At 50.6% G+C, this 4210-nt stretch carries 4 protein-coding genes; all 4 read right to left on the bottom strand.

Features of this window, described 5'->3' with window-relative positions:
- Positions 1-578 (bottom strand): hypothetical protein (locus EOJ37_RS13670; RefSeq protein WP_127960444.1); only part of this gene is annotated, 578 nt, incomplete at its 3' end.
- A 104-nt stretch (positions 579-682) separates the two neighbouring features.
- Positions 683-1303, bottom strand: coding sequence for a hypothetical protein (locus EOJ37_RS13665; RefSeq protein WP_127960443.1), 621 nt, complete (start codon positions 1301-1303; stop codon positions 683-685).
- A 98-nt stretch (positions 1304-1401) separates the two neighbouring features.
- Positions 1402-2028 (bottom strand): hypothetical protein, encoded by a 627-nt coding sequence (locus tag EOJ37_RS13660; RefSeq protein WP_127960442.1) that lies wholly within the window; start codon positions 2026-2028, stop codon positions 1402-1404.
- A partial coding sequence (locus EOJ37_RS14890; protein ID WP_240651723.1) for a type VI secretion system Vgr family protein occupies positions 2025-4210 on the bottom strand: 2186 nt, incomplete at its 5' end. The genes EOJ37_RS13660 and EOJ37_RS14890, both read right to left, overlap by 4 nt.

The raw sequence follows: 4210 nt of genomic DNA, 5'->3' as shown, positions 1-4210 counted from the left end.
AGACGGCTCAAAGCAGCATGCCAAGTACCGGCTTTCTCGATATCGCCCATTTTGTAAAACGTGAAGTCATCCTGGAACGGCGTGCGGCGCACCCTTACCTCGTAGTCCCGGCCTTGTTCGCTAAAGAAAATCAGAAAATAGTCCTCGGTAGGGGTTAATGTCTCTTTCTCAAACTTGCTATAGAGATACTCATACGTTAGCCGCCCTTTCATCTCTTTATGAAACTCCAGAAAATCCATACGATCCAGCCGTGCCAGTGTAGGTTCAGCCCATACTGTTTCATCGATCGCATCTTGCAATTCTCCTTCGATACCAAAACTATTGATATCATCAATCTTGATATAGCCAAGATTTAACAGATAAAAATCGTTGATCTTGATATATTGCCCGCTTTTTAACCATTGACTGGCATCAAACAACTGCTTTTTACTCGGCCATTCCGGATCATCCATACTTTCTGGAACCACCGAAATCGCCATTTGGTACGGTCGGGTTAACAGATAGTAGCCTCCTAACGTTAATAAAATACACAGCAGCCCCGCTGCCAGAAGCGCCCAGCGCTTTTTGCCGATTGTCATAGTTGCCACGCCAACGGTTGATAAGGTGGTAAACCGGTGTCGGTTGTCACCGGTTGGTGTCAGGGGCGATCGTCACGCAGGTAGAGTGATCCCCCCCCTCACCATTAGGGCACCGCTTTACCCGCCTGATAATCGCGGTAGGAGTAGAGACGGCTCAAAGCAGCATGCCAAGTACCGGCTTTCTCGATATCGCCCATTTTGTAAAACGTGAAGTCATCCTGGAACGGTGTACGGTAGATTTCTACCTCGTAGTCCCGGCCTTGTTCGCTAAAGAAAATCAGAAAATAGTCCTCGGTAGGGGTTAATGTCCTGGTATCAAACTTGCTATAGAGATACTCATACGTTAGCCGCCCTTTCATCTCTTTATGAAACTCCAGAAAATCCATACGATCCAGCCGTGCCAGTGTAGGTTCAGCCCATACTGTTTCATGGATCGCATCTTGCAATTCTCCTTCGATACCAAAATGATTAACATCATCAATCTTGATATAGCCAAGATTTAACAGATAAAAATCGTTGATCTTGATATATTGCCCGCTTTTTAACCATTGACTGGCATCAAACCACTGCTTTTTACTCGGCCATTCCGGGTCATCCATGCTCTCTGGTGTGACAAAAATCGCCATTTGGTACGGTCGGGTTAACAGATAGTAGCCCCCTAACGTTAATAAAATACACAGCAGCCCCGCTGCCAGAAGCGCCCAGCGCTTTTTGCCGATTGTCATAGTTGCCACGCCAACGGTTGATAAGGTGGTAAACCGGTGTCGGTTGTCACCGGTTGGTGTCAGGGGCGATCGTCACGCAGGTAGAGTGATCCCCCCACTCACCGCTGAGGCACCGCTTTACCCGCCTGATAATCGCGGTAGGAGTAGCGACGGCTCAAAGCAGCATGCCAAGTACCGGCTTTCTCGATATCGCCCATTTTGTAAAACGTAAAGTCATCCTGGAACGGTGTGCGATAGATTTCTACCTCGTAGTCCCGGCCTTGTTCGCTAAAGAAGATCAAAAAATAGTCCTCGGTGGGGGTTAATGTCTCTTTCTCAAACGTGCTGTAGAGGTACTCATACGTTAGCCGCCCTTTCATCACCTTATGAAACTCTTGCGAGTCTAAGCGGCCTAGTGCAGCCAGTGTGGGGGTAGGCCATGCAGTTTCCTGGATCGCACGCCGTAACTGGCGTTCAAGACCAAAATCATTAACATCATCAATTTTGATATAGCCAAGATTTAACAGATCAAAATCATTGATCTTGATATACTGCCCACTTTTCAACCACTCACTGGCATCAAACCACTGCTTTTTACTCGGCCATTCCGGATCATCCATACTTTCTGGAACCACCGAAATCGCCATTTGGTACGGTCGGGTTAACATATAGTAGCCTCCTAACGTTAATAAAATACACAGCAGCCCCGCTGCCAGAAGCGCCCAGCGCTTTTTGCCGATTGTCATACTTGCCACTCCAACGGTTGGTACAGTTGTAAGCCGGTTTTTAAGCCCTGTGGGCTGTCACCGGTTTGCGGAAGGTGCCAGGCACCGTTTGGTGCAATTGGCCCCCCTTGGCCGGTATCTTTATTTTTTTCTCGTGCTTTCAGATCGTGATAGCGTCTGACATTCTCCTCATAATTGTCCGGTTTAGCCGGCGGGCGGATACCGTGCTGGCCGCTGGCCAGTGCGATATCATAGGCTTTCAGTGCCATCTCATAGTTTTTGATCACGCTGTTATAGCCTTGCGCTAATTTAATCTCGGCATCGGTGCCGTAGGCCAGCGCATAATTAGAACGCATCTCAAAGGCGTGTACCTTCACATCCCACTGATCGGCCATCTTTTGTGCTGGGCTGTGTTGCTGCCCGGCAGACTGGCCGGTGAGATCACTGCCATCCACCGAGATACCGTTACGGCAGGCGTAGTTGATCACCTCGGCATCATGATCAAAAATCGCCTCCTCCACAGCAGCAATATCCGCCAGGGTAAACTCCCCCTCCTCCAGCCGCCCCTCACTGGCATAGTGGAAGCTGGTTTTATTGATCACCCCGTGGCTAAAAAACACCAGTTTCTTGATTAGCCGCTGCTTCTGTTGGCGCAAGTTGAGAAAGGCAATTAACGCCTGTTTGTTTTTTACATACACTATCCGAGCGTTTAACTTCTTGGTGTATTGGTTGATACGGCCAATATCCTGCTCGGTATAGCCATGCTGGAATACCACCATAATGCGCTGTTGAGCCTGATCACCTTGGCTGCTGGCGGGGAATTCACGCAACTGGCGCAACCCGGCGTTAATAAAACGGTATTGATTACCCAAACTTTCTTCACGCAGGCCGAATAAACCGCGCAGGCTGTAATCGTTTGGGGCAGTGCGTGCCCCCACCACCGTGATGTAATCATAGCCGCCGCAATAGGGCACTGCCTTGGTGGGTGTACCGCTTGCAGTTTCCAGGTGGATCATGCGTGAGGCGGTGTTTTTTAACGAACCAAAATGGCCGCCACGCCGTTGATAACTTGCCGCCAACTTACCGACCAGCACCGATACCGGCTCAGCATGAGGGCTGACAATACGCCAGGTTTCGCCCGCCATATCGGTTTTGCCCTGCTGATTTTTTGCTTGATCAGCAAAAATGAACTGCCAAGGGATATCCTTTAACACAACGTTATTGTTGTTCAGTGCCAACAGCTTAACCTGATGGCTCATCTGCGGTGCAGCCTGCTTTTGTGCCTCCTGCGTATAGAACACTTTAGTCAGTGCCGGTGGTGCTATCTCGGGTGGCTGGTGTTGCAGTATGTTGCCGTTTCTGCTTTGGCTATAGGGATTAGATATACCCTCCAACACACTCGGGGCGTCTGGATAACGCACCGCACCGGGGTTGCCACCGGAGTTAATCGTGACCACAGGCGCGTTGATATTCACACCGCCTGCATGCAGAGTGATAGAACTGCTGCCGGAACGAAAGGTAATTTTGCTATCACTATCAATCACTATTTCATCGCTGGCTTTAAGCGTCGTGACCCCCTCGATTTTTTCTACCCGATCCCCCTTCACCTGCAGATGTAATGCCCCGCCAATCAAGGTGACGACATTGCCGGTGGTTTTGTGATCCTGGTTGCCTTCTACCGTCACTTTGCGATCATGCGTGACCAGTAGCGCCTCATCATGGCCGATGTGGGTACTGCGGTTATGCAACACCTCCAGATTCATATCCTTCTGCGCGTGGAGATAAACCTCTTCCAAGCCTTTGGCATCCTCAAAGCGCAGTTCGTTGAAGCCTTTGCCTTTGTGGGTTTGGGTGCGTAGCGTGGTGCGCGTCTTTTCCTCTGGTAGGTTGAGCGGGGGATCATTCAGCGCGTTGTAGGTGCAGCCGGTGACGATCGGCCGGTCGATGTCGCCGTTGAGGTAGGAGATGATCACCTCTTGGCCAATGCGTGGGATGGCGATAAAGCCGTAGCCGTTGCCGTTCCAGGCTTGTGCTACTCGCACCCAGCACGAGGCGCGGTCGTCCGGTTTGTCGTAGCGGTTCCAGTGAAAATGGACTTTGATTTCGCCGTGTTCGTTGACGAAAATCTCTTCGCCCGGCGGGCCAACCACGGTGGCGACTTCGTCACCGTCGGCCAGCGGTTTATGGCAAAACGGTGCGCGCC

Origin of the sequence: Serratia microhaemolytica (assembly GCF_004011885.1) — a bacterium.
In the GTDB taxonomy this organism is placed as follows: Bacteria; Pseudomonadota; Gammaproteobacteria; order Enterobacterales; family Enterobacteriaceae; genus Serratia_G; species Serratia_G microhaemolytica.
The sequence above is the reverse complement of the archived record's forward strand: the minus strand, read 5'-3'. Positions and strand labels throughout refer to the sequence as shown.